This is a genomic window from Adhaeribacter terreus (assembly GCF_042657365.1).
Taxonomy (GTDB): domain Bacteria; phylum Bacteroidota; class Bacteroidia; order Cytophagales; family Hymenobacteraceae; genus Adhaeribacter_A; species Adhaeribacter_A terreus.
This window is the reverse complement of record NZ_JBHSKT010000007.1, coordinates 20,568-46,484: the sequence shown is the minus strand read 5'-3', so window position 1 is coordinate 46,484 and position 25,917 is coordinate 20,568. Positions and strand designations below refer to the sequence as shown.

The following is a 25,917-nucleotide window of genomic DNA, read 5'->3' as shown; positions in this document are numbered from 1 at the left end:
AAAATGGTAGCGTTTTTATAAGAAAAAGGCCCGGCTCGCACCGGGACTTCTTTGTTTACTGATGTTTTATAGAAGAATCTGTTTTGATCTCCCGAACGATGCTGCTGGCACTCTGTTTCTACTTTTCCATTTTTTAAGGATTTAAGTGGTCTGTTTATCCTTAAATTCTACTTAACCAGCTACGTCACTTTAGTCCACCTACGTTGAAAACTCACATTTAAAAGCGAATAATGCGGCTTCTGCCTGGTATGGGTTTAACTCTACATGAGCATTCATAAGGGTAACACCAAACTTTTCAGATGAATGAGAAACAGCTCGCTTCAAGAGCTCGTAAAGCGTAGTATTTGGCTTAGTTTGGTGTTATCATTTATTTGTTTATATAAAACCTAATGCAAAGAGCAAAACAGTAAAAGACTCTCATATTAGGGTCATTTAGAAGCATCCTGCTTAGCCTTTGTTTATAGGTCAAAATCCAATCAGTTTAACACCTATCTTACAGCCCGTATTATCAAGATCCCCTATTGAATACCCTCATTGACTGGATTTGAGCCAATTTTGGTTAAGAATATTTTAGCACTTTCATTGCCTCGGTTTGACGTTGCAAGCTAAATTGAATAAGTTTTTGGTATAGTTCTATTTCCATTTTGAAATATTCTCTAGGTATTACCTTGTTGGCTTGTTTCAGTGAATTAAGTGTAAGAATAAGGCGCTCTCGGGTTTTTTCTTCCGTTGTAGCATAAAACTTAGCCACTTCAAAAAGTTGTTCAGGATGCTTATAATGCTCAATCATCTTCTTTGCATCATAATGCCAGGGGTTTTTCTCAATATCACCTTCGGTCATCGTTAAGAAACCAGAATCACGAACGAAATTTGTAATTTCTTGATCAATTTCAGGCATCTCAATTATAACTTGGCCTAATTGTTCGAAGGTCTGGATATCCCTTCCTGTCAACTCTCTTGCTTTTTGAAAGATACTATTATGAATATCCCTTTGCTTTTCGAGTGGATTTTCAGAATTAGCAAACTCAAGTTCTTTCTCAGAAGCTATTCGCAACATATCAGGTACTCTCTCAAGTAGATCAGAATTTAAAAGATCTTCTGGGGTGCAATAATCTGGATTTTGTACCAATTTAAATCCTGCATTATCATATGCTTGTGCCACAAATCTTGTACAAAATTGACGATTTGGATTTTTTGCTTCAATATCTTTTGTAACTGCAGCTATCTTAGCTTCCTCTGTAGAATATTCTGTGCCGATTTTCTGTCTTGCAAATGTTTCCACATTAAACATCTCCTGTACTGTGCCCCTTCTTTTTAAACGAAGAACAACCGCATTTTCAGGATCATCAATTAATAATCTTTGTATGTTATTAGATTGTACACCATAACCGTCTGAATCAATCATACTAGATACACCGACGTATAAAATGGCATGTGAATATTGACTATTTGTAAGACGACGTACCATTTCAGAAATCCGTGAATTTGACCGGATTAGAATAATGTCACCTACTTTCAACTTGTCTATTTCCAAAATATACATTTTCTACTTTTTGGGGAAGTAATTAATTTAAGGATTTGCGAATTACAACATATGGAACAATATATACAAGAGCAAACATAAATGGCAGGATTTGCTAACTGTGCAAAGTATGCAAAGCATACGAAACCTTATACTTTAAACCAGACTCACTAATAGTTTTAGGCTTGTTACTTGTGAAAACTCCACAATTAAGTATAGATAATATTACATCGAAACAGGCCCAAAAATGATGTTTAACGCTAGGTAGGCCAAATATTAATAATAGGCACCAAAGTTCATAAGAATTTAAGCCCTTGAAAATTGGTAATTTAAACTGAAATAAAGAAGGGTGCTTATGAGTTTTAAATTCTAATTGTTAAAATTTCATTCAAGCGAGTAGTACGACAAGGCGAAATGAATTCCCGTTTCAGGTTCCAGTTCTTCTTTGGGTCAATACCCTGGCAAGCTACTTTGACTGAATCCCTACCAAACTTATTTGTAATACGATCCAGGAACTGCATCAGTGTAAACTCCTTGCCATGATCAGTCTTGTCCAAAAGGTTTAACTGCACATTGCTACCGGGTATTATATCACTCACTATCACTCCAGCCTTTTTGTATAGGTACCCGGGCTTGTAGATTCTTTCCAGTGCTTTCTTTGTATGTTTGATCAGTTCAAGGTCACTGCTGGAAGCTGTAGGCAATTGAATCTTCTTACTGTTGAAATATTGAGGCGTATCAGCAAAGCGGTTGGTGTGAACGAATACAGTCAGCTCTTTCGCACAACACTTCTGCTTGCGCAGTTTAAAAGCACACTTGCCTGCATGAGTAGAGGCTGCTTCCAACAATTCATCAAACTCCTTCACAGGTTTACCAAAGCTGCGGGAAGTACATATCTCCTTCTTCTTTCCTGGTTCAAGCTCCAGATCGGCACATGGTTCACCTCTAAGCTCCTTAACGGTCCTGAGCATTACAACGCTTAAGTGCTTCTTTATCCAGCTGTCATTAGTGTGTTTTAACTTGTAAGCTGTAGCAATGCCATAGTTGATCAGGAACTTGGCATATTGTCTGCCAACTCCCCATACATCACCAATCTCCGTGCGTTTTAGCGCTTCGTCTATATGGTAGGAGTCTGTAAGCACTAAGCACCCGTTAGCCTTGGGAGATTTCTTGGCAATGCGATTAGCTACCTTGGCAAGGGTCTTAGTTGGCGCTACACCAATGGAAACAGGAATGCCAGTGTTCTGCTTTACCCTATTCTTAATGTTTAGAGCATACTCTGGCAGGTTAAGGAACTTGAACTCTCCTAGATCCAGGAAACTTTCATCTACACTGTAAACCTCGACATTAGGAGTGAACGAGCGTAAAGTTTCTGCTACTCGAAAGCTCATATCACCATACAACTCGTAGTTACTAGAGAAGACATGAATATTATGTTGCTTGACGATGTCCTGTATCTGGAACAGCGGATCACCCATTTTGACTCCTAATGCCTTTGCTTCATTGGACCTAGCTATAGCGCATCCGTCATTGTTGGAAAGTACCACAACGGGCTTGCCTTCCAACTCTGGCCTGAACAAACGCTCGCAGCTGGCATAGAAGTTATTGCAGTCAACCAAGGCAAAGAGAGAAGTCATGGCTTATTCATGATCGTTACCACCTTACCCCATACTTGAAAGTTCATTTCCTCTGTGATCTCGATGGGTTGATACTTCTTATTCTCTGGGACCAGGAAGACCTTCTTGGCTTTAACAGATAGTCGCTTCACAGTAAACTCGTTGTTCACGACTGCTACAATTATATCACCAGATTTAGCTATTAAAGACTTGTCAACAGCTAGCAGACAGCCATCAGTAATATGAGCATCAATCATTGAGTCGCCTTGTACCCGCACAAAGAAGGTAGAGAGTGGATTAGAAGTAACAAACTCTCCTATGTCAATGCTTGAGATGGAATAGTCTTCTGCTGGCGAGGGGAATCCCGCAGAAAGCCTAGTATCGAAGAATGGGAGAAAAAGTGGCTGGGTCAGGTCTACATTGAGGAGCACCAAGTCAGTGCTAAACATTGGCATGTTCAGTGGGTTTTTCATAGTAGTATTTGCTAAATGATATAGCAAATACGGGTTAAGTACATAGAAAAGCTAAATATATTAGGTTTATTTATTCACACACTTATCGACAACCACTAAAATTTTTAGTTAAAACTCCATGACCAGAGTGAATTAAGTAACTCAGGAGAGTTGTTCAAAGGTGAGTTAACCAAAGGTGAAACTGGATAAGCTTTCATTTCTTCAGCAGGATAAGGAGTAAGCAGATCTAAAAGCTCCTTCGGGGTTTCATCGTTATTCAGCCACAACTCTTCTGCTTCTGGGGTAAGAATTACAGGCATCCGGTCATGGATAGGATGAACCAACTCGTTAGCCTCAGTAGTGATAATGGAGAAGGTATGCAGCACCTCACCTGTAGACTTATCAGCCCATTCATCCCACAGGCCAGCGAAGGTGAATAGCTCCTCGTTCTTGAGCAAGATTCTGTGAGGTACTTTGCCTTGTGGCGTTACCTTCCATTCATAGAAGCTATCAGCCAATACGAGGCAGCGCTTCGACTTTAGCAGACTTCTAAAGGATAGCTTCTCTATTATTGTTTCAGCCCTAGCATTGATTGGTTTCCTGGCACCTTTAAGCTCTTTTGTCCAGAATGGAATTAAGCCCCAGTGGAATAACTGAATATGTTTCTTATCCTGATTAGTGATTACTGGAAGGCTCTGACTAGGAGCTGCATTGTAGTTAGGATCATTGACAACATTTGAATATTGAGTTGCAAAGCGATGCCCTTTAGCTAGCTGCTTTTTGCTGATGGTGTATCTTCCACACATATGCTAATTAAATATTATTCAACAACCCGAAGATACAACTTATTAATTATTTACCTCCTGAGCTGGATTAAACACCCTTTGTAGTTTAGCAGTGCTAGTTTTGAGAAAGGCAAGATTGTTTAACTTCTGTTTTGTTAAGCCTCTAAATGTTGTACATTAGCGACCTCAAGGAGGAAACATATCATCTTATTAATCTACACCTGGAATTACTTAATTATGGACTTTATTGCTTTAACGTTCATTAGAGCTTGTATACACACAATTAATAAACGCGAGCCAAGTTTACCTTGTGCTACAGTTGATCCATCTAGTTGCTTAACTGTCTTAGATCCTGCAGTTAGTGCATTATTTAAAGTGCGTCTTAATGATGCTTTCGGAAAAAGGGGGAAATCATTTGAAGATCTGCCGATTGCCAATATAGGTGAATACTCCTTCTTTGGAATAGCTAAAAACCTTCGAACACTAGAGGATATTGAATTTCTTGATGCAACAGTACTCCTTGCAAATAAGTTAGCTGAAAGTCAGACTCGGCAAGGAATTCCTGGAGGATATATGATTACTATTGATGCAGTAGATAATTTGGCACAACCTGTAGTAATTGCAATTAAGGCTGAACTACATGAAGCTCTTCGAAACAATAGTGAAGGAGAGATTCCAATGCTTGAACTAGTTAATGATATATTTCTTAGTAAGTCAGACAAGCTTTTTAAAATAGGGATATTAATGAAAAAAGATAATCCTGAAGAATCTTACCCAAACAGCGAGTGGACAGCCATTCTCTATGATGAGAATTTCACTCCTGGCAGTAAACCTTCTGACTATTTTTGGAATGGATTTCTTGGGTTAGATATAAGTAAAAATGGAAAAATACAGACAAGTCGCTTCTATACCAAAATGGTTGATTTTATAGCACAAAACTACCAAGGATTTGAAGCTCAAAATGCAGCGAAAACTAGGTTGGAAGAGCTAATGGCGAACGAAAACATTACTATATTAGACCCAGAGCAAATAAAGCAAACGATTATAGCCCCAGATTTGAGAGGTGATTTTACTGAAGAAATTCAATCTGAATTTTCTCATTTAATCCCAAAGGATACTACCCTTTTGGAAAACAAAATAGAAAACCATCAGATCTATTTTAATAATGGTATTAAGGTTACTGGTAAGAAGAATCAGATTCAACAACAAATGAGAATCATTAAGAACTCTGATCAACTACGCAATCTTAGCATTGAGCCAGGAGCAACTATTATTGTTCTGCCTGGTGATCCATCAACAGTGAAGAAATAGCATGAATTCATTTGTTGAAAGAGAGCGTGACTTAAGGGAGCTTTTTGCTGCCATTGAACCTTTTCTAAAAGAATGGGGTGATTTAGTGGATCTAAAAGTAATGGAATTCTTAGCCGTAGAAGGGAATGATTTCGACTTGGCAGCAGTTAAAATTAAGCCCAAAAATAGAGTTAAGGACTTAGACTCTTTCATTCAAAAGGCCCTGCATCGTGGAAAGAAATATTCTAATCCTCTATTAGAGATAGAGGATAAAGTTGGAACTAGGGTAGTGCTTTTAACTAATGAAAATATCTCAAAAGTTACATCTATTCTAAGCAAACAAGAGTTTTGGGAATGTAAAGTGGATAGAGATAGGGAAGACAGGATTAGTCAGAATGTTAAGGAATTTGATTATCAAGCCTATCATCTAATTGTAAAACCAATGAAAGGGGCTTTTGATGTACCAGATAAATTTCTGCCTTTTATTTCTTGTGAAATACAGGTGAAAACTCTATTTCAACATGCTTATGCTGAAGTAAGCCACGATACAGTATATAAAGGAGCTTTTACCCAAGATAGGTACCTTTTACGTACACTAGCAAAAAGCATGGCCTTGATGGAGGCTACGGATGATTTTTTCTGTGAAATGTTTAATTATATAAACTCAAATCAGAACGTGCCTAACCAATTCCTCAGAGAATTAATAAATTTATATGCTAATCTTGATCCTACGTTCAAGACTGATGGTATAAATTTGTCTCTTGACGCACTTATCATTGAAGAATTGGAGAAAGTAAATGTGTTACAGAAATTGAGGATTGAGAGAATTAATGAATTTGTACAATCGAATGTCACAAAATTAAAGCGAATAATTAATTTAGAGAATTTTTTGATTTCTTCTCATCCAATCATTATTATGATTGCCTATCTACTCGAAAAACGAGTAGATGACCTTAAAAACTGTGATTTGGATGGAAGCATGCTTGAGGCTGTTGCTTTGAATCTAGGGGTTTCATATCAGCATTCTTAATATGAAGTTAAAGGTTAGGCGGTTAGTGCTTTTTAGCATAATACTAAGTATCATCAAAGGAGAATTCGCAATCTCTAAAAGATCAGTCGCTACCATTTAAAAAGATCAGTGCCTTTCACTCCAAAAAGAACAGCTCATTACCTGATCTTAACACACTTTTTTCAATATCTGAGAGAGGGAGAGTAGTAGCCCTTATCAGACTACTACCCTTTTTCATCTCGTAGTATAAACCCCAATAACAAGCTACTAATTTATAGTATTGTCGTGTCGGATTAAAGTATTCCTTCATCTGCAAAGCTATAGTAGCTATCGAATGGTGACAGTATGATATGATCCAGTAGCTTGATGTTGAACAATTCTGCAGCCTTGCTGATTTGGTTTGTAGTAGTCTTGTCAGCGGTTGATGGTGAAAGCGTACCGCTTGGGTGGTTATGGGCTATAATCATTCCAGAGCAAAGACCTTTCAGTGCGACGGCCATAATCAATCTAACATCCACAACGGTTGCGGTTATGCCCCCCTTGAAACCTTTAAAAACCCCAAGCACCCGGTTAGCATTGTCTAGGTACAGAACCATAAACTCCTCTCTAATGGAGATGTAATCCTGGTCAAAATGTTCTTTTAAGATCCTGTAAGCTGTTGCTGTATCTGTGATGCTTGGCGAAGTTATACGTTTCTCGTCAGGTGTATATTGCAGGCGAATTTCCTGCACAGTTTGGGTTGTTTTATCCATTGGTTTATAAAGAAAAACCCACCCCTGAAGCCAGAGGTGGGTGTAAAACATTGATTTAACTGGTATTAATTCAGGTACCAAGAAGCACTACGACCTTCCAACGCACCCTGCAATTGAGTGGCAAAGTCAATTGCATTTACAGACCTATCCAGGAATTGATCTATATAGGTAGATTTGTTCGCACCCGTGAATAAGTTGTAAAGCTTCCAAAGGTTAAGCCTGCCATCTTCCTGCTTGCAGAAATTCACATCTTTGTAATAGTCGCGACAGACTGTTGTCAGTTGTGAATCTCCATACAAAAGCGTTGGGATCTGCTTCCTGTCAGCGGTTGATAAATGCGGGTACATTCTGCATCTGCCAAGCAGCTGGGCGAATTGCTGTTCAGATATAGAATGCTCAGTAAGCTTTTGCATCTGCTGTAGGTGGCGGTGTTGGTCGTAGGAATCCAGGAGTCTGTAAATGCCAGCACGTAGCTGTTCAATGGTGTTTACCCTGAAATCTTCCAGGTACCCGTCTGTTCTTACGCACATATTCGTGCAGACCAAATTCTTAAAGCCTACGAATAGTTTGAAGTGCTCTGCCGCTCCTTTCTTATTATACAGGTTATCGAGATTATAGGCCTTGACTCCACCAATTGTCAGCGTAAGCAGGTTGCCATCAATAGTGTCCATTATTGTCGGCACCTCAATTACAAACATCATGCGCTCATAATACAGCGTTTTCTCCCATTCCTGCAACTGACTGGCTGGCTTATGCCTGGCATCGGGCGTTCTGCCTTTAATAGGATGCGAAACCCTGATTTGCGGCTGTAGGATTTGTTCACCACGAAACAGTTCAGAAACTGCATCCGCTGTAGAAGTGATAAAATCCGCTTGGCTGATCAGCGGTTCGTTATCCTTCACGTACACAGGTATTATGTGTTTTTCCTGAATCTCGCTAAAAGCTACCGCAGTTGTATTAGCCTCTATAAAAGCAGAAGAGACAGCTGGCTGGGCTGTCTCCTGGTTGTTGATGTACATTGGCACTTGTGGCTCGGGTTGTACCCGAAAAATTGCATTTTCCATAATTGTAAGGGGTTAAAGTGAATAAAATGAATGAGTTATTGATGAGGTTTTCACTGCAAGCTGAATGCGGTAATGGAATGGCATCTGTCGTAGAAACCATCCCAGACCTATTTCAGGCCTGAAATGACGATGTTTGTTGGTGGCGAATATGAAAAGTAGAAGTGCGGGTAGAGCTTTGTGAAAACACGATAAAGAACAGTACGTTCGTCCCATCCAATCACCTGCTCCACGGTGTATTTGTTGCCTTCCTTCAGATCGAGGTTATTCATCAAGCTCGTTACCTGGAATGGGCAGCTTACCCGATACAGCTGGAAACCTGACAGAAACAGGCAGCTTCTTTCGTCTTCATCCAGATCAAACCCATCAGACTTGTTTTCTTCCTGGTGCATGAATATTATGGTTTTAGTTATATTGAAAAAGGACAGCCAAGCTGACTGCCCTCTCTCCCCCCTAATCAAGCGACATTTGACGTATTAACTGAAGTCGCTTTTCTCGTGAAAACCGCTTGCTCCATTGTCTTTGGAGAAGGGTTGTAGTAGTAAGTGAAGTCCAATAGCAATATTTCATCGCTATTCGGAGCTTTAAACTCGTATGGCAAGCATTCCATCTTCTCGATGGTGCCTGGCAGTGTTTTTCCTACAAGTCCATCGCAGAGAACACTATTGAAGGTGCAGGAAACCGTGCAAGTCTGGATAGTGGCGTAGTAAATCTTTTTCTCGCGTTGAGACTGAATCATCTCAATTTCGCCCTGCAGGATTAAGCGATTGTGTTTTTTCCCAAGGGATGGCTCTTGGTAGCCGATAACTTTTACCATAGTCTTATATAATGAGATTGGTTATAGAGCAAAGGCACCGTACCCAAACCCTGATCCCTAGGCGGGGTCTTTTTCTGATCCAGGGGGCGGGTTTTACTGGCGCAGCAAAAAAATCTAAAAAAAATTGGGATAAGGTATGGGCGCTGTTGCGATGGGAAAGCTATATTATTGTATATCAAAGCTACAATTGGAGCCAATAAAGTTAGATTTGGAGCAAATTCTGCCTCTCTGCTGATTTTGCTTCCACGGATATTATTGAATTTTATATACTAAAACTGTAGAAACTTTGCAAAGCGGGCAGACTTTTCCTGCCTCACTTTGCAGAGTTCGCATTGTTTGCACGGTTACTTATTATAAATACCTAACTTACTTCTTTTAAGTTTATTTGATAAGAGTAGCTCATTTAGATATTTATCGACTGTTCTTGGCATAATTTCAACCCTTTGACCAATATTAACAGCATCTTCACGCTTAAACTTTGATGGTAATGCATCAAAGAATTGATTTATCATTCGCTTGCTAATATTCCCACGTTGGGGCAATTTACTGAACATCAATAAAGCATGTTCTTTATAAACTTCGACCAAAATGCTAGAGGTTTTAAAGTCATCGTCAACGCACAGAAGATCTAAATCTTTAAGCTTATTTTCATATTTACGAATAGCACTTAGTATCATGGCAATTCTAAACTGAATTAGGCCAAGACGGAATACTGTACCTACCGCTTCATCTCCTAACAAATCATTAACTTCTTCCGTCCAGGTGGTAAATTGTTTATCTAATTCTGCCCACTGCTTCGCCGTTAAATTAAAATGCGTAGGATGATCTTCTAAATATTCTGCCATTTTAAGAACTTCAAGTGATTGTAGGTTAAAATATTCAGTTAGATTTTGTTGCCCAGGTTTAGGTGCTACGCTGCGCCAAATAGGTTTTACCTTAAATGAATAGAATATAAACCTACTGAATAGACCATTTTCAGCAGAGGGAATTATACCTAGCACTTGCTCTGGCGTTCCTGTTAAGGCAACTGAAAGCCTCGGGTTTTTTATCGAGCTATACACATCATTTCCCTTTCTGCTCAAGCTAATATCCTCATGATGGAAAGCTTTTCTCAAAAGGTCTGAAAAGTTACCCCAGTCCTGGTTTATACTATTCGCCAAGGTATCTGCTTCTGTTTCACAAAATATACCCTTACCATCGCCTTCGACCAAGTGATTTATTATGGCAGAAGAACTTGAATTGCCAGGAATAAAAAGGATTTTGAAAGGTGGCTTTCCATTTTCGAAAAGATCGAGTTGCTTTGGTGGCTCCGTTTGTCTTAAGACAGCGTCATACTTTCGTTTTTGTTTCTGACTTTCTTCTACCAACTTATCGTGTAATGCATTTCCCAGTATCTTCGCGTAGACAAATGTTCCTTTTCCACTTGCGGGCGGAGCAATTATAAAGCAATTAAGATTAGGATATACATTTTTCTGACCATATACGCCCATAACTGAGTTTAAACAACCACTTAAAATAGTTAAGGCTCCTGTTAAGAATACATCCTTTTCTCGTTCAGTATCAAATATTAAACAATTCTTTTCTAAGAATTTGGGCAATTTATCATAGACCTCAGATGGAATCACTGGAGTTCTGCCCAGTTCCAAGTTTGTCATACTGAAGCTATTTTCATTATTAGCTTGGACGGCATCTTTGTCTTGTCCTAAGTCTGTTAATTTTTCATTACCAGAATTACTGATTGGTTGATGATTAGTATTGATATTTACATCTGAAGGTTTTTCTTCAGCTTCTTTATTATCATTCACTAGATTTACTATGTTGATTAATTAATAATTTAATTATTCTTCGCTAGTGCTATTCTTATCCTACATTTTCCAATTTCAGACAAGAATAGCCATTTTAATGCGAGCTGTTTATATGTTAGCTTTGCTTAGAGCTTATTGTTTAAAATTTCCCTTTTTACAGTTATTTTATATAGTTGTCCGTCTGAATCATCTATACCAATAGCTTCCATTGAATCAATACCAGTACAAATTGAGTCATCCAATTTCTTTAATTGTTTATCTAAATGCCTCATTATTGTCATTACCCTTTCTTGGCATATACTTTGCCGGTCATATTTCCATTTTAATGCAATTGGATTCGGAATAAATTGAATTTTAGTCATAATTCTTATTTTAAAAATACAAACAGTCAATTAACATATATCTCGTACCTGTAGCTTTTGTAGCAGCAACTTAAAAGCCGCTCTATCAGGTCTTTTGCTAAAATTAACTTCAACTCCGGTGAATTTTTCCCCGGATTCTTTTTCTAGCTCTTCTAATTTGCGGCCTAAGTCTCTTATAATTGATTCAACTTTGTCCCAGTATTCTGTTTGTGTCATCGTGTTTGGTTGTTAATGGTTAAAGGATTTGTTAATGTGTTTTTCCAGGAATGTATCAATGTCTTTCTGGTTGTAATAAATTTTACTTCCGATTTGGCTAAAACTAATCAGCCCCTGATCCCGCCAGTTCTGTAGTGTTCTTTTGCTTACTTTTAGCTGCTTCATCAGATGCTGATTATCCAACCATTCATTAGGTTTTTCCTGCTGTTTTCTAAATAGATTTTCGAGGTACCGGTAGGTTTCTTTCACCAGCTCCCGGTACGCTTCATTCTGCATCACGATTATCTCCATAGGCATTATTGTTTTGATTATTAATTAATTGTGATGCAAATCTAGAGCAGAAAAATGCGCCTTCTTGACTACACCCTTTAGGTGTGTAGCTAGTGTGTTGCGGAAGGAAAAAAAAAATGCAGCCCACTTTTCGCAGGCTGCATTTCGTATAAAAAAAAAGAAAATAATATTTTACTATGCGTGTAGTTAGAATTATAGGTTTTTAACTAAGCTTGTGATCAATTTCCACACGCCTGACTTTAGGTCTTCGTTACGTTCCGGTCTATTGAACCTGAGTTTGTTACTTATTTCAACAGGAAGCTTTGTTTTCTCATCGAGAAATAAAAAGCAGTTACTCGCAGTTTTCCACTTGTTACACTTTTCGATTTTTTTTAACCTTTCTAATTCATTAATAAAAAAAACAAGATCCTTCTTATGGCCTTGCCATACTAATTTGTTTTCTACAGGTCCACCTGTAAATACTTTTTCAAAGTCAGACCATTTAGTATTTGGAGCTAAAAACTTATAGTGCGCGTCAGCTGTTAAGCTTTCGAAAAGGTCAGCCAAGCCCTGCAATGTTGCGTCTGCTTCTCCTGCAAGTTTAAAAGCTAAGTTTACTGTGGAAATTAACCCTCGTTGCTCACTTTTTAAGTCGGGTTGATACACCATTCTTACATTTTTTTCCAAACCTTGTAGAGTACCTTTTATTTCGGAATACTTGGCAATATCTTCTTTGGAAGCTAAACGTTTCAATAATTGTAGTTCATTTAACACTCGATTTAGAAACGTTCTTCGTTCTAACCCTGAGTAATTATATACATAATTCCTAATATACTCTTCAGCATATTCCTTACCTTGCCGTAATTTTTGGTCTAAAACGTCCCTAAAGCTTTCGTCATATTCCAAGTACTCCTCTACCCTAGGTTCCCAACGGAGAAAGTTTCGTTCTTCTTTTTCAAAATCAGATTTTAAATGAATTAATTCAGCTACTGCCTCGGAAGGATCTGGACTTAAAAAACTTTGCTTCCAATTATTTAGGTTATTATCCCTAAGAAGGAAATGGAAATAACTTAGCGGTGCATTAGATTGCAAAGGGTTATTGTAATGATCTAGCATAGGGTTAAGATTTAACTATTAAATATATCCATAGCTTTGTCAAGCTCTTCTGATACGATTTTAGCATATATTTGGGTTGTCTTTATTGACGTGTGCCCCATCAACTTTGATACGTATTCAATGCGCATGCCTTTCTTTAACGCTCTTGTAGCCCAGGTATGCCTGCTAGAATGAAAACTAAGATTACCAATCACCCCCACTTCCTTTCCTATTGCCCGGATATCTTTATTGGTATATGTTGTAGCCGATGAAATTGACTGATATAAAACTTTAGGGTCAGTGTAGTTTTTATCTAACTTCAGAATCGGAAAGACAAAATCCTCCGGATTTTGCTTTGTCTGCGAGTTATCCTGATAAAGTTCCAGAATAGCCTTTGCTTTTAAGGGCAATTTTATTGATACTGTACTTCCCGTTTTTTGGGTATCCAGGATTATACGCTCCCCGTCAAAGTGTTTCCACTTTAAAGTTAAGATATCTGAAATGCGCAACCCACCTGCATAAGAAGCAAATACATACATGTTACGGTGATGGAACTTTCTGGAACCAGATCTTAAAGCTAAGTCTTCTATCTTCTGCAGCATTTCTTCTGTAAGATAGATTTTCATAGTCTTTTCGAGTTTCAGTTTGAACTTCAGATATGGATTCTTCTCATAAGGAAGCAGGTCTTCCCGGATAGCTTCATTTACGATTCTTCGGATAACTCTTAGGTTCAAATGAATGGTATTAACGCTGTTCTTAACCGTATCCTTCAGATAGCGCTCATAAGCCTTTAAAAAGCTTACTGTTAACTGATCGAATAAGAGGTCCTTACTTCCAAGATAAGCTTTAAGCTTTGCGATAATGGATTTTGCTTTAATAGCTGTTGCTACCTGACCATTTTTCTCCAAACCATATATATAATTGTCAGCATATTTAAGGAAACTTTCGGCTGATTTGCCCAGAACTGCTTCTTTTATCTTTCGAGTCGATATTCCTTTTTCCTGGGTTTCCATAGTAAGAGCCACCCCTTCTGCTTCAGCAATTTTAGCCGCAATGAAATTATTTAAGCGCTGTGAATTGGGATGAGATTTCTTTACCTTTTTGTCTTCTGCATTCCAATGTTTAGGGTTAATCGAGAATCCTAATGAGATGTACTTTGGTTTGCGATCTTTGATTAGTCTGATGTATAAAGGTGCTTCTCCGGAAGCATTGGTTTTGTCTACTTTCAGTAGAATTTTTACTGTTGCCATTGGTATAATATTTAAGTGGTAAAACTAGGATTACAGAGTGTGAAAAGCCTTCACCTCCTTGCTCCCAGATGCGCCAGCAATTACCAGAATGGAATATCTATTGTGAATAGGTAAAACATTTGGTAAAACATTTCTTGCATCAGGGTGCATTGTTTTACCTATTACTGCTACCTTTGCATTCTAAAAACCCTAGTTAAAAGGCATTAGAGGGCATTTTGGTGAAACCGAAGGAAATAACACAGCTTCCTACGCGACCACTTAAAAGCCTCTCAGTTAACGCTGAGGGGCTTTTTTTTATTCCCAATCCACAAGATTTTCGTTTTTCACAAGCCCGAAACTATCCTATCTAATCTCCTATTTTATAATCTCTCAAAATTTGTAAAAATATTTTTTCTGATACCTTTGCCGTATGGTGTTAGATTCTGGAAAACTTTTTACTGCTTTTATTGGTGCGTTAATAGCTTTAGTTCTGAAAGCCATTTACGATTGGTATTTGGAATTTCAGAAAAGAGAAAGTTTAAGAAAACTTATCTATACCGCTTAAAACATCAAATATTTAATATTAACTATATAACTAAAAGCATCCATAAAAAGATTGAAGATGCAAATTCAGATATTCAGGATATAATAAACCTATTCGAAAATTTTGATTTTATGAATACACGAGTATATGAAAGCAATTCATATATAGATTACCACAAAGCATTTGAAGAAAAGGAATTCATCTAGTTAACTGCAATATATGGCAAGGTTAAGGTCTATATGGCGTTAACCCTGCTAAAACTTTTGAATTAATAATTGCAGGAATGAAAGTAGTAAAAGAATGGGATGATGAAATTCGTAAAGATTTTGATGATTCAGTTGCAAATGTTACTAAAAACATTCTCACTTGGGTAAGCGAAATGGAAGATACAAAGAGAAAGATTTTTGAATTCTTAAAATCAACAGAAATCCAGTTTTACTAAAAGACAATCCCACCCGTTACAGGTGACTTTCCAAAATTTACGACAGCAAACCCAAACGATATATCACCTATATTAAATATCATTTTTTAATTAAAAAACTTAATTATTTTTTTAATTCTAAGAGTTTTGTTCGTAATTGCAGTTCTTAAATCCCGGTGACTATTCCGGTAGCAATTAGGAAGATTCTTTTGGAGTTAGAAATTACAGACTTGGTTCTTTTAAAGTACGACGCGCAAACCGGAATTCTATACGCCCGTTGGCCGGATAGCAGCCCGATTATGGCTACGTATTTCGAAGAATCGTTAGAGGCTGTTATTGAGGCTATTAATCAATACGATGTAAAATATTTTTTACTCGATTCTGCCAGAAACCGCAACAACCTGTCGGTGGGTAACTACCTCAATATTTTCACGTTGCTTTTCAGCGGATTGGCGCAAACCAGGCTTCAGAAAATGGCCCGCATAAAAAGCAAATATGCCGATATCGAAGAAAAGTACCAGCGTTATAATCAGGAAATTATTAACGGCATTGGCGTAAATTTCAAGGTCGGGAATTTTGAAACCCGCGAAAGTGCTGCTGCCTGGCTAATTTCCGAAAGTTAAATTCCCTTCCCGCTTTATTGCGTATAACCCACCCGAAAACTTTTTACTTTTTCGGATGAAAACCATACTGTTTTTTGGCAATAGTCTTTCGGCGGGTTACGGCGTGGGGCAAAACAATGCTTTTCCGGCGCTTATTCAGCAAAAAATTAACGAAGCGGGTAAACTTTATACAGTGGTGAATGCGGGCATGAGCGGCGAAACTACGGCCGGCGGGAAATACCGTATTCATAAATGGCTGGAAAGACGCATGGATATTTTTGTGCTGGAACTGGGCGCTAACGATGGTTTGCGGGGCATTCCGGCGCGGGAAACGAGCCAGAACCTGCAGGAAATTATTGATGTCGTAAAAAAGCATCATCCGGAAACGAAAATTGTACTGGCCGGCATGGAAATTCCGGATATTTTCCCGGGTCGATACGCGGCAGAATTCCGGGCTTTATTCCGCGAACTGGCCATAAAAAACAACCTGGCTTTTGTACCCTTTCTGCTGGAAGGCGTGGTGGGCGTGCCGCATTTGAACTTACCCGACCATGTGCACCCCAATACCGAAGGTCATAAAATGCTGGCGCAACACGTTTGGAAAGTTCTGAAAGACCTGCTTTGAGTTTTGGAGCCGAAAATCCAACCGTTTTCTATGCGTATCTTTGAGGCAAAAATTTCTCTCGCTTGCGCAAGATCATTCACATCGATATGGACGCTTTTTTTGCTTCGGTGGAGCAGCGCGATTTTCCGGAATTGCGTGGCAAACCCGTGGCAGTTGGCGGCGCCGGACCGAGAGGCGTGGTGGCGGCGGCAAGTTATGAAGCACGGGCCTACGGCGTACATTCGGCCATGCCCGGCAGTATTGCCAGACGCAAATGTCCGCACCTGATCTTTGCCAAATCCCGCTTCGAGGTATATGAAAAAGTTTCGCGGCAGATCCGGGCAATTTTCCTGCGTTATACCGACCTGGTAGAGCCGCTTTCGTTGGACGAAGCTTACCTGGACGTAACAGAAAATCATTTTGGCATTGCTTCGGCTACCCAGATTGCCAAAGAAATTAAGCAGCGCATTCTGGAAGAAACCGGCCTTACGGCTTCGGCTGGCGTTTCTTACAATAAATTTCTGGCAAAGGTAGCTTCCGCGTTGCAAAAACCGAATGGCTTAACCGTAGTTCGGCCCGAAAAAGCGGAAGCGCTGATCGAAACGCTGCCCATTGAAAAATTTTATGGCATTGGCAGCGTAACGGCCGGTAAAATGCATACTTTGGGTATTCATACTGGCCTGGATCTGAAACAACGCAGCCTTTCGGAACTCAGCCGGCACTTCGGGAAATCGGGGTTGTATTATTATGAAATTGCCCGCGCCAACGACGACCGGCAGGTAAACCCGAACCGGATCCGGAAATCGGTTGGAGCCGAACGGACTTTTGCCGAAGACCTGACGACTGCCGAGGAAATGGACGAACGTTTGAAACTTTTGGCTGAGGAAATAGCCGAATACCTTGCTGCAAAAAACAATGCCGGCCGCACCGTTACCATCAAAATAAAATACGCCGATTTTACCATGAATACGCGCAGCAAAACGTTTTTATCGGGTATTCAGTCGGCTGATCTGCTTTGGCAGATTGCTAAAGAATTGCTGCGCGCGCCTTTTGTGCCGCAATTGCCGGTGAGGTTGCTCGGGATTTCCGTTTCGAATTTACTTTCTGAGGAAGAGGCGCGGTTTGGTCATCAGCTTACTTTGCCGTTTTGAGTTTTTTTGAGTTTTTAAGGTGAAAAGGATACCGTTTTTTTCGTCATCTCGATGCGAGGAGAGATCCCATCGGGTTGGTATTTTCGTTTGCTATTGACTTTTTGAGCCTGAAACCATACCATTTTTCATAGTTTGCTTCCTGCCTTTGTTGGTGTTTTCACCCACAATTTACTTTCTCGGCCTGAAAGGATACCGTTTTTCATAGTAGACATTCTACCTTTTATCATTTGACTTTATTCTTACATAGTTAGCTTTCGATTTCTTTTTGTCTTGACACAAATAAAGAGGGACCCAACCCCCAGAACCAAAAAAGTCAAGTCAGGCGCAAACTCGCTGACCGCTCAAACAGTGCGCTTGACATTTACGCACCCCGTTCACTTTTTGCATTTCACAGCTAACTGAACATTGCATAGATAGTAGACTTCAGCGGCTGGGCAGACGGCAAATTTTGCTGCCGTAAGCGCAAATTTTGCTTGTAGTTCTTCGTTTTTCGTTGACCGTACTCCGCTGCGCGTTCGAGTGAAGAAGTGTGCATTAGGAAGGATGTAAAAAGCTCCCCGCCTGGACAGGAGGGGTTGGGGGTGGTTAACCTGCTCTGTCGCTTGCTTCAAAAGAAAAAAGCCTATTCCAAAGAGAATCCTGTCCATCCCACAAATCCTGAAAATCGTGTTCAGACAACTTTAGGGCTCCATTAGCTAACGCTGAAAGGAGTTAGATTAGAGCACTGTTTCAATTCCCAGATTTTAATATCTATTCCCCCAAGGAAACGTTTGGTAAGGGCAAAAAAAAATCCGGCTTTTTAGGGCCGGACTCTTCGCAGAAAAAATAAAATATCAGAAATTATTTTGCTTCAGTAACAGTAGTGTCAGTTTTGATAACCGCATCAGCTTCCTGATCGATAACTACCGCAGTATCAGCAGTTTCTGGGGTTACGGCTTCATCAACAGTAGTTTCTAGGCTTTCAGTTGTAGATTCAACAGTTTTCTCAGTTTTGTTGCAAGAGGTAGTGAAAGCTGCGAATGCGAAAGCAACTACTGCTAATTTGATTGTGTTTTTCATTTTGTTTATCCGTTTAAGTGTTTTAGTTTTAAATTTCTCACCTTCATACCAGAAAGGCTAAGAAGTAACCCGGCAAAAAATATTTTTTTTCTTGGGTTACAAAATGGCCCGAATTGTATAAACACTTGAAACGTGCATGCAGCGAGCGGCAGAACATACTGATGAAGCTTTGATTGCCGGAATCCGGCACGACGATGACCGGGCGTTGAGTTACCTGTATAAATTGCATTACCCCATGGTTTCGCATTTTATTCTGAGCAACAGCGGTACTTCCGACGAGGCCAAAGATATTTTTCAGGAAGGCATACTGGTTTTCTATGAAAAGATCAAGGACGGCACTTTAGAGCTTACCTGCCAGATAAAAACGTACCTGTATTCGGTTTGCCGGCGGCTCTGGCTGAAAAAACTGGCTGAAAAGAACCGGTTTTCCGGGGTTATTGATTCGGAAAATTTTATTGGCCTGGAAGATGAGCCGGTTGCGCCGGAAGAAACGGAACTGAAATTTTCGGTAATGGAACAGGCCATGAACCAGTTAGGCGAACCTTGCCGCACCTTGCTCGAAGATTTTTACATTCAGGCACGTTCTATGCAGGACATTACGGAAAAGTTTGGATACACCAACGCCGACAATGCCAAAAACCAGAAATATAAATGCTTAATGCGGCTGAAGAAATTGTTCTTTACCGCTTATAAAACCGTCGCGCCGGCCGAATAGAGGCGCTGCCCTTAACCATTCCGGAAACGGAAAAATATCATGACTGAAACTGAAGCTTACGCCTTAATTGAACGCTACCTTGCCGGTGATATGACCGACCAGGAGGCTACCGATTTTGAAGCGCAACTCCTCCAGGACCCCATTTTAGCGCACCGTTCGCGGCAGTTCGAGGAACTGACCGGGAACCTGCAACAATTTGGCCGCCGGCAAAACCTGAAGCAAAAAATGGCCGCCATCCACGCCGAAATGGAAGCCGAAAATGCCGCTGTAATGACTACGGTGCAAGATACCTTGCAGCAAGACCCCAAATGGAAAGTTTTCTGGAAAGCTCACGCTACCACTATGGCTGTGGCAGCTTCCGTGGCAATTCTTACGGTTTTCAGTACGCTTTTAAGCATTCAGCTCTGGAACTCGCTGGGCAAGCAGCAAGCTATTCGGTATACCGAGCTGCGCCGCGAAGTTGAGAATATCAAGAAAAATCAGCGGGCCATAAACCGGGCTTTCAACCGGAATCAGAAAACCCCGAAAGCCGAGATAAACCCGGGCGCTTTCAGCGGAACCGGCTTTGCACTCACAGAAAACGGCTACTTCGTAACCAGCTATCACGTAATTAAAGGCGCCGATTCGGTTTACATAGAAAACAAGAACGGCAGCCGCTTTAAAGTTACTGAAGTTTATAAAGACCTGGACCATGACCTGGCCATTCTGAAAGTTACGGACCCGAACTTCACGAGTTTTGGAAGCTTACCTTATACCGTTTCCGGTTCAGATGCGGATCTAGGTGAAAAAGTTTACACGCTTGGTTTCCCACGCGAAGACATGGTTTTCGGCGAAGGTTCGTTAAGCTCTCAATCGGGCTTTGAAGGCGATTCGGCCGCTTACCAGATTTCTATTCCGCTAAACCCGGGTAACTCCGGCGGTCCGCTTTTCGATGATAAAGGCAACTTAATTGGCGTGATCAGTGGCAAGCAACTCGATGCGCAGGGCGCGGCTTTTGCGACCAAATCGGCTTATTTAATGGGCATTGCCGAACAACTGAAATCTGATTCTGCTACCCGCGTATCTTTCAACCGCCAGAATACTTTAAGCGGCAAAGCCCGCAAGCAGCAACTTAAAAAGCTGAAAGATTTTATTTATTTGGTGAAAGTTTATAACTAAAATTTTATCAGGAAACCGGAAATACTTGCTTCGGGCCAGCTTCAAAAGAGCTGGCCCGACTTTTTTACCGGTTTTTGATACCGTTCTGGTAGATATTGTGATAAAAAATATTTCGAATGCTTTTCGGACATTGATAACTGACAACTATCTGCCTGATAACGATCATTTTGTCAGCATTCGCAAATCCGGCTTGGTTTTCGTAAATTTGCGGTTGTAAATTTTGTTTCAGCTTAAAATATCTGAATTATGGGAATGTATCCTGAATATATGGTAGCCCCGATCCGCGAAGATCTTACTTCGGCTGGTTTCGAGCAATTAATGACGCCGGAAGAAGTAGAAAATGTGCTTTCGCAGAAAGAAGGTACCGTTTTAGTAGCTATTAACTCGGTTTGTGGTTGCGCAGCTTCTAAAGCTCGTCCGGCTCTGAAAATGGCGGTTTCTTCTGCCGATAAAAAACCTGCGAAAATGATCACGGTATTTGCCGGTATGGAAGCAGATGCGGTTTCTAAAGCCCGTGAATACATGCTGCCTTATCCGCCGTCTTCTCCGTCTATCGCATTGTTCAAAAACGGCGAACTGGTACACATGATCGAGCGCCATCACATTGAAGGCAACGACCTGGTACGCATTGTAGATAACCTGAAAGGCGCTTTCGAAGCAAACTGCTAAACAGCAAAATCTGAAAACAGCACTTTTTAAGCCTGAAACGGTAGCGTTTTACTGCTGAAAAGTGGGAATAAAAAAAGTAGCGCAGGGTTAAAACCCTACGCTACTTTTTTTTTGCGTCATCCTGAGCTTGTGGAAGGAACTAATGCGTACCGAGCCTGTACGAAAACTTATCTCAGACCTTGAGCAAGAAATTCATTGCTTCGCTCGAATTCCATAGTAGTACGCATTAGTTTCCTCGACAGGCTCGGAATGACAGTAAAACGCTATGCTTTTTAGCCTAAAATCTGGTCGTGTTCTGAACTTGTGCCGGCTTTATTTTCCAGCGCTTTCAGATCGAAGCCGATGTCTTTCCGGAAGTAGCGGTTCTGCCATTCGATTTTTGCGGCGGCGGCATTTGCTTTTTCCAGCGCATCGGTCAGGTTTTCGCCTAAAGCCGTTACCGCAATTACGCGGCCGCCATTGGTAACCACATTTTTATTTTCATTCAGCTTGGTACCTGCATGGAAAACGTGTACATCTTTCACATTTTCTAACCCGGTAATTTCTTTTTCTTTCTCGTAGTTTTCCGGGTAACCGCCAGCCACCAGCATAACCGTTGCAGCCGTGCGCGGATCAATTTCCAGCTTGAATTCACCCAATGTATGGTCGTGCAACGCCTGGAACATTTCGAAAAGATCGGATTTGATGCGCGGCAGAATAGATTCCGTTTCCGGATCGCCGAGGCGCACGTTATATTCAATCACGTACGGTTCACCGTTCACGCTCATCAGGCCAATAAACAAAAACCCGCTGTACGGAATATTTTCGGTTTGCAAACCTTTTAAAGTCGGCTCGATGATGCGGGTTTTCACTTTTTCCATAAAGGTTGCGTCGGCAAAACTTACCGGCGAAATGGAGCCCATGCCACCGGTATTCAATCCGGTATCGCCTTCGCCAATGCGTTTGTAATCTTTGGCCTCCGGCAGTAAAATATATTCCTTGCCATCGGTTAAAATAAACGCCGATGCTTCAATGCCGTCCAGGTATTGTTCAACCACCACTTTGGCGCTGGCTTTTCCGAAACGGGCGTTTTGCAGCATGTCTTTGAAATGGTAGCTGGCTTCTTCAAAATCTTTGGCAATAATTACGCCTTTACCGGCCGCTAAACCATCGGCTTTCAAAACCGTTGGGTAGCTTTGGGTTTGCAGATAAGCCAGTCCTTCGTCGAAATTTTCGGTAGTAAACGTTTGTGATTTTGCCGTTGGAATGCCGTATTGCTGCATAAATTTCTTAGAGAAATCTTTGCTGCCTTCCAGCTGTGCGCCGGCTTTGCACGGGCCAACCACCAGAATTTCTTTCAAATATTCCGAAGCCAGGAAATAATCGTGAATGCCGTCTACGAGCGCAGCCTCCTGCCCTACCACCACCATCATAATATCGAAATCGGTAGCAAATTTGGCAATTTCTTCAAAATCGGTAATGGAAACATCTACGTTGGTAGCAAACTGGGCCGTACCGGCATTTCCGGGCGCTACGTAAATTTTTTCGCAATATTGGCTTTGGCTGAGTTTCCAGGCAATGGCGTGTTCGCGGGCGCCCGATCCGATGATGAGTACTTTCATGTTTTAAGCTGCTTTTTAAAAAGTAGACTGAAGCTGAATATGCCTTCATTTTCAATCGGCTGCAAGTTATTAAAAGTGCACGACCTCACCTAAATCCTGCCTCAAAAACAACGTATCATCCCTTTATTTTCAGCACTTTTTATGGGTAAAAGCATAGCGCTTTTCATAGCCTTCCGACTTTTTCGGCTGAAAAGAATAGCGTTTTTTTGATCAGATTTAAACTGGCCATTTGCAAGTCCCCCTTTGGAGGGGGGGGTAGGGCGAGGAGCACGAGTATTTGATTAGAATATCAGAAAAAGTAAAAATCCTCCCCCTACCCCCTCCAAAGGGGGACTTTCCTTCTGTAAACGTTCCGTTAGCTAAAGCAGACGGCAATGAAATTGGTCTGAACTGTGATTCATTTGATTCTTGTGATTTCCTAAACTGAGATCTCACGCATTCCGCCAGCGCAGCGTCACCTGAAAATCACGCTATTAAGAAAACTTAAAAAAGCTTACTACGAAGGTAAACGATACCAGTTTCTGTGAGAGCGGCCTCCAAGCTTACCGGTGGCTTTAGCCAGCCCGGTAGGGCAGGTAAGGTTGCAGCCGCGAACGCAGAAACGAAGCCCGCCCGGCTTGAGGGAACAAATCAACTATGAAAGTTAAAAGTCAGATGTTTAGCAGAAAAGGTGTTTCAAAAACGCTAGCACTTTTGGTTAAAAAAACTGCTAACCGCCGACAAGGTCCTTCACTAGCGCTCAGGATGACAAAGTAAAACACTATCCTTTTCAGGTAAAAAACTGCCTTTTGCAAGCAAAAACACTATCCTTTTAACCTCAAAAAGTCATAACTACGCTACCTTCCAAAAACAAAGAGGCCGACATTGCTGCCGGCCTCTTTTTTAAATTTCAGTAATGAATTGCTTAGTTCGCATATTCGCTCAGGAATTTCACGCGCATCAGACGAACGTCTTCTTCGTTGTATTCATCGGGGCCTAAAGCTTTCATTGCTTCTGCCATATTGTCGGAACTGGCCTGTAGAAAATAATCGGTTATTTCATCCTGGCGGTCTTCGTCCAGAATATTATCGATGTAATAATCCAGGTTCAGTTTAGTGCCGGAATAGCAAATATGTTCAATTTCCTCGATCAGCTCACCCATGGAAATGCCTTTGGAAGAAGCGATTTCCTCCAGATCCATTTTCTTATCGATCTGCTGAATAATATAGATCTTGATCTTCGACTTGTTTACCGCCGATTTCACCACCACATCCGTGGCCGTTACAATGTCGTTTTCCTCTACGTATTTGGTGATCAGGTCGAGGAATGGCTTGCCGAATTTCTGCACTTTACCCATGCCCACCCCGGCAATATGCGCCAAGTCTTCTTTGGTAGTTGGGTAGGTGGTAGCCATTTCTTTCAGGCTCGGGTCCTGGAATAAAACGTACGGCGGCAGGTTTTTATCCTTCGCAATTTTTTTCCGGAGATCTTTCAGCATGCTGAAAAGCGTTTCGTCGTGGCCGGAAGCGGTCTGGTTTTCCTGACGTTCTTCCTGCGCAACTTCCTCGTCGAAATTATGGTCTTTGCAAAGCTGAATGCTATGCGGGTTCTGAATAAAATCGAGACCTTTCTGGGTAATTTTCAGTACGCCGAAATTTTCGATATCTTTTTCCAGGAAACCGGAAAGCAGCACCTGCCGCACCACCGAATTCCAGTATTGCATGTCATGGTCTTTGCCCTGGCCAAATACTTCCAGCTGGTTGTGGCCGTAGCTCGTAACGTATTGGTTGTTCAACCCTACCAGCACCGCCGAAATATGATCGAAACCGAAACGTTGCTCCGTAAGAACCACTGTTTTCAGGGCCATAGCCACTTCATGCTGGGCTTCGAATTTCTCTTTCGGAGTTACGCAGTTATCGCAGAAACCGCAGTCTTTTTCGTACGCTTCGCCGAAATAATGCAGCAATTGCTTGCGACGGCAAACCGCTGAATCGGCGTAAGAAGCCATTTCCTGCAGCAATAATTTGGAGTTATCGCGCTCCGTAACCGGTTTGTCTTTGCTGAATTTTTCGAGCTTGATAATATCATCGTAGCTGTAGAACATCAGGCAGTTACCTTCCAAACCATCGCGACCACCGCGACCGGTTTCCTGGTAATAACCCTCAATGGATTTCGGGGTATCGTAGTGAATTACAAAACGAACGTCCGGCTTGTCAATCCCCATCCCGAAAGCAATGGTGGCTACAATTACGTCGGCTTCTTCGTTCAGGAACGCATCCTGATTGGCCATACGGATATGCGAATCTAAACCGGCGTGATAAGGAAGCGCTTTAATATCGTTTACCTTCAGCAATTCGGCGATTTCTTCTACCTTTTTGCGGCTCAGGCAATACACAATGCCGCTTTTGCCCTTGTGCTTTTTAACGTATTTTATGAGTTGCTTCTTGGTCTTGTGCTTCGGACGAACTTCGTAAAAAAGATTGGTACGGTTGAACGAAGATTTGAAAACCGAAGCCTCATCCATCTGTAAGTTTTTCTGGATGTCGAGCTGAACTTTTGGCGTGGCTGTAGCCGTGAGTGCAATAATTGGCAAATTCCCGATCTGATCGATGATGCCGCGGATTCTGCGGTATTCCGGACGGAAATCGTGGCCCCATTCGGAAATACAGTGCGCTTCGTCGATGGCAACGAAAGATATCTTGGCTTTGCGCAGGAATTCCAGAGTTTCTTCTTTGGTTAAAGATTCCGGTGCTACGTAAAGCAGTTTTACTTCGCCGCTGATGGTTTCTTTTTTTACCCGGTTCGTTTCGGCTTTGGAAAGCGTGGAGTTCAGGAACTGGGCATTTACACCAAACGCATTCAGCTGATCTACCTGGTTTTTCATTAAGGCAATGAGCGGCGAAATTACGATGGCAGTGCCATCGAGCACCAAAGCCGGCAGTTGGTAACAAAGCGATTTTCCGGCACCCGTCGGCATGATCACAAATGTATTCTTCCCCGCAATAATATTGTTTATGATCGCCTCCTGGTTTCCCCGGAATTGACTATACCCAAAAACTTCCTTTAATTTGCTTTTCAGTTTAACGTCTTCTTTCGCTATTATTTCCATCTGGACTTCAAAAAACAATGGTTC

The 25,917-nt window shown here is 41.1% G+C and carries 26 protein-coding genes; 9 read left to right on the top strand and 17 right to left on the bottom strand.

Annotation, left to right across the window (positions count from 1 at the left end):
- Positions 1-559: 559 nt before the first annotated feature.
- From ACFPIB_RS12300 to ACFPIB_RS12285, 4 genes are all read right to left on the bottom strand, one after another.
- Positions 560-1,534, bottom strand: a complete 975-nt coding sequence (locus ACFPIB_RS12300; RefSeq protein WP_378017760.1) for a YiiX/YebB-like N1pC/P60 family cysteine hydrolase — start codon at positions 1,532-1,534, stop codon at positions 560-562.
- A gap of 350 nt (positions 1,535-1,884) precedes the next feature.
- Entirely contained in the window at positions 1,885-3,159 is a 1,275-nt protein-coding gene (locus tag ACFPIB_RS12295) for a Y-family DNA polymerase (RefSeq protein WP_378017759.1), read from the bottom strand.
- The gene (locus ACFPIB_RS12290) at positions 3,156-3,611 is read right to left on the bottom strand and encodes a LexA family protein (RefSeq protein ID WP_378017758.1); all 456 of its coding nucleotides are present in this window, start codon (positions 3,609-3,611) and stop codon (positions 3,156-3,158) included. Before ACFPIB_RS12290 ends, ACFPIB_RS12295 begins: the two co-directional genes overlap by 4 nt.
- A gap of 104 nt (positions 3,612-3,715) precedes the next feature.
- Positions 3,716-4,396, bottom strand: a complete 681-nt coding sequence (locus ACFPIB_RS12285; protein WP_378017757.1) for an SOS response-associated peptidase — start codon at positions 4,394-4,396, stop codon at positions 3,716-3,718.
- Between the two features lie 216 nt (positions 4,397-4,612).
- Here ACFPIB_RS12285 and ACFPIB_RS12280 point away from each other — a divergent pair, with 216 nt between their 5' ends.
- Positions 4,613-5,686, top strand: a complete 1,074-nt coding sequence (locus ACFPIB_RS12280) for a hypothetical protein (RefSeq protein ID WP_378017756.1) — start codon at positions 4,613-4,615, stop codon at positions 5,684-5,686.
- A 1-nt stretch (position 5,687) separates the two neighbouring features.
- Positions 5,688-6,695, top strand: coding sequence for a GTP pyrophosphokinase (locus tag ACFPIB_RS12275; RefSeq protein WP_378017755.1), 1,008 nt, complete (start codon positions 5,688-5,690; stop codon positions 6,693-6,695).
- Positions 6,696-6,967: 272 nt separating this feature from the next.
- Here the strand turns inward: ACFPIB_RS12275 and ACFPIB_RS12270 are convergent, their stop codons facing one another.
- From ACFPIB_RS12270 to ACFPIB_RS12225, 10 genes are all read right to left on the bottom strand, one after another.
- Positions 6,968-7,426, bottom strand: a complete 459-nt coding sequence (locus ACFPIB_RS12270; protein ID WP_378017754.1) for a JAB domain-containing protein — start codon at positions 7,424-7,426, stop codon at positions 6,968-6,970.
- Positions 7,427-7,491: 65 nt separating this feature from the next.
- A complete protein-coding gene (locus ACFPIB_RS12265; RefSeq protein WP_378017753.1) occupies positions 7,492-8,490 on the bottom strand; it encodes a DUF3871 family protein in 999 nt (332 codons plus the stop codon).
- A 107-nt stretch (positions 8,491-8,597) separates the two neighbouring features.
- Positions 8,598-8,879 (bottom strand): hypothetical protein, encoded by a 282-nt coding sequence (locus tag ACFPIB_RS12260; protein ID WP_378017752.1) that lies wholly within the window; start codon positions 8,877-8,879, stop codon positions 8,598-8,600.
- Positions 8,880-8,944: 65 nt separating this feature from the next.
- Complete coding sequence (locus ACFPIB_RS12255; RefSeq protein WP_378017751.1) at positions 8,945-9,304, bottom strand: hypothetical protein; 360 nt, start codon at positions 9,302-9,304, stop codon at positions 8,945-8,947.
- Between the two features lie 344 nt (positions 9,305-9,648).
- The gene (locus tag ACFPIB_RS12250; RefSeq protein WP_378017750.1) at positions 9,649-11,109 is read right to left on the bottom strand and encodes a DUF3987 domain-containing protein; all 1,461 of its coding nucleotides are present in this window, start codon (positions 11,107-11,109) and stop codon (positions 9,649-9,651) included.
- 125 nt (positions 11,110-11,234) lie between these two features.
- Positions 11,235-11,471: a hypothetical protein gene (locus ACFPIB_RS12245; RefSeq protein WP_378017749.1), complete on the bottom strand. Its 237-nt coding sequence runs from the start codon at positions 11,469-11,471 to the stop codon at positions 11,235-11,237.
- 30 nt (positions 11,472-11,501) lie between these two features.
- Positions 11,502-11,687, bottom strand: coding sequence for a hypothetical protein (locus ACFPIB_RS12240; RefSeq protein WP_378017748.1), 186 nt, complete (start codon positions 11,685-11,687; stop codon positions 11,502-11,504).
- A gap of 12 nt (positions 11,688-11,699) precedes the next feature.
- Positions 11,700-11,978, bottom strand: a complete 279-nt coding sequence (locus ACFPIB_RS12235) for a helix-turn-helix domain-containing protein (protein WP_378017747.1) — start codon at positions 11,976-11,978, stop codon at positions 11,700-11,702.
- Positions 11,979-12,170: 192 nt separating this feature from the next.
- A complete protein-coding gene (locus tag ACFPIB_RS12230) occupies positions 12,171-13,073 on the bottom strand; it encodes a hypothetical protein (protein WP_378017746.1) in 903 nt (300 codons plus the stop codon).
- Between the two features lie 11 nt (positions 13,074-13,084).
- Positions 13,085-14,302, bottom strand: a complete 1,218-nt coding sequence (locus ACFPIB_RS12225; protein ID WP_378017745.1) for a tyrosine-type recombinase/integrase — start codon at positions 14,300-14,302, stop codon at positions 13,085-13,087.
- Between the two features lie 806 nt (positions 14,303-15,108).
- On the opposite strand from ACFPIB_RS12225, the gene ACFPIB_RS12220 reads away from it, so the two are divergent.
- The 4 genes from ACFPIB_RS12220 to dinB all read left to right on the top strand — a co-directional run bounded on the left by ACFPIB_RS12220 (position 15,109) and on the right by dinB (position 17,603).
- On the top strand, positions 15,109-15,267 hold the full coding sequence (locus tag ACFPIB_RS12220; RefSeq protein ID WP_378017744.1) for a hypothetical protein: 159 nt from the start codon (positions 15,109-15,111) through the stop codon (positions 15,265-15,267).
- Between the two features lie 188 nt (positions 15,268-15,455).
- A complete protein-coding gene (locus tag ACFPIB_RS12215) occupies positions 15,456-15,869 on the top strand; it encodes a hypothetical protein (protein WP_378017743.1) in 414 nt (137 codons plus the stop codon).
- A 55-nt stretch (positions 15,870-15,924) separates the two neighbouring features.
- Entirely contained in the window at positions 15,925-16,473 is a 549-nt protein-coding gene (locus ACFPIB_RS12210) for an arylesterase (RefSeq protein ID WP_378017742.1), read from the top strand.
- Between the two features lie 86 nt (positions 16,474-16,559).
- Positions 16,560-17,603, top strand: a complete 1,044-nt coding sequence (gene dinB / locus ACFPIB_RS12205; protein WP_378017948.1) for a DNA polymerase IV — start codon at positions 16,560-16,562, stop codon at positions 17,601-17,603.
- 840 nt (positions 17,604-18,443) lie between these two features.
- Here dinB and ACFPIB_RS12200 read toward each other — a convergent pair.
- Positions 18,444-18,662 (bottom strand): hypothetical protein, encoded by a 219-nt coding sequence (locus tag ACFPIB_RS12200; protein WP_378017741.1) that lies wholly within the window; start codon positions 18,660-18,662, stop codon positions 18,444-18,446.
- Between the two features lie 136 nt (positions 18,663-18,798).
- On the opposite strand from ACFPIB_RS12200, the gene ACFPIB_RS12195 reads away from it, so the two are divergent.
- From ACFPIB_RS12195 to ACFPIB_RS12185, 3 genes are all read left to right on the top strand, one after another.
- The gene (locus tag ACFPIB_RS12195) at positions 18,799-19,377 is read left to right on the top strand and encodes an RNA polymerase sigma factor (protein ID WP_378017740.1); all 579 of its coding nucleotides are present in this window, start codon (positions 18,799-18,801) and stop codon (positions 19,375-19,377) included.
- Between the two features lie 39 nt (positions 19,378-19,416).
- On the top strand, positions 19,417-20,535 hold the full coding sequence (locus tag ACFPIB_RS12190) for a S1C family serine protease (RefSeq protein ID WP_378017739.1): 1,119 nt from the start codon (positions 19,417-19,419) through the stop codon (positions 20,533-20,535).
- A gap of 252 nt (positions 20,536-20,787) precedes the next feature.
- On the top strand, positions 20,788-21,204 hold the full coding sequence (locus ACFPIB_RS12185) for a BrxA/BrxB family bacilliredoxin (RefSeq protein ID WP_378017947.1): 417 nt from the start codon (positions 20,788-20,790) through the stop codon (positions 21,202-21,204).
- A gap of 272 nt (positions 21,205-21,476) precedes the next feature.
- On the opposite strand, the gene purD is transcribed toward ACFPIB_RS12185, so the two are convergent.
- Together purD and recQ are read right to left on the bottom strand one after the other, a co-directional pair.
- The gene (purD, locus tag ACFPIB_RS12180; protein ID WP_378017738.1) at positions 21,477-22,805 is read right to left on the bottom strand and encodes a phosphoribosylamine--glycine ligase; all 1,329 of its coding nucleotides are present in this window, start codon (positions 22,803-22,805) and stop codon (positions 21,477-21,479) included.
- Positions 22,806-23,709: 904 nt separating this feature from the next.
- Complete coding sequence (recQ, locus tag ACFPIB_RS12175; protein WP_378017737.1) at positions 23,710-25,893, bottom strand: DNA helicase RecQ; 2,184 nt, start codon at positions 25,891-25,893, stop codon at positions 23,710-23,712.
- Positions 25,894-25,917: the final 24 nt, after the last annotated feature.